Origin of the sequence: Cupriavidus mimosae (genome assembly GCF_023952485.1) — a bacterium.
Lineage (GTDB): Bacteria > Pseudomonadota > Gammaproteobacteria > Burkholderiales > Burkholderiaceae > Cupriavidus > Cupriavidus taiwanensis_C.
The window spans coordinates 1-482 of record NZ_JALHRY010000122.1 but is presented as its reverse complement, the minus strand read 5'-3'; the positions used below and the strand labels follow the sequence as shown (position 1 = coordinate 482).

Below are 482 nucleotides of genomic sequence, written 5' to 3'. Positions count from 1 at the left end.
AGTTAGCGATAGAGCGGCGCGCATGGCTGACCGAGTCGTAGGCTTTCAGGTAGACCTCCTCGTATTTGACGCTGCGCCAAAGGCGTTCGACGAACACGTTGTCGCGCCAACTGCCCTTGCCGTCCATCGACAGTCGGATGCCGCGGTCGAGCACAGCGTCTGTGAACCCCGTCGCGGTGAACTGGCTGCCCTGGTCGGTGTTGACGATCTCCGGCGTGCCGTATTTCGCAAAGGCCTCCTCCAGCGCCTCGACAGCATGGCAGCTCTCCAGAGTGATCGCCACCCGGTGGGCCAGTACTTTGCGGCTCGCCCAGTCCACCACCGCCATCAGATACACGAAGCCCCGCGCCATCGGAATGTAGCTCGTGTCCAGCGCCCACACCTGGTTGGCGCGATCGATCGTCCGGTCGCGCAGTAGGTATGGCCAGATCTTGTGCGCCGCATGCTTGCGGCTCGTGTTGGGGCGACGGTACAGCGCCTCG

The 482-nt window shown here is 63.7% G+C and carries 1 protein-coding gene; it reads right to left on the bottom strand.

Annotated elements, in window-relative coordinates:
- On the bottom strand, positions 1-482 hold a 482-nt coding region (locus MKD50_RS30625), incomplete at both ends, for a DDE-type integrase/transposase/recombinase (protein WP_252669803.1).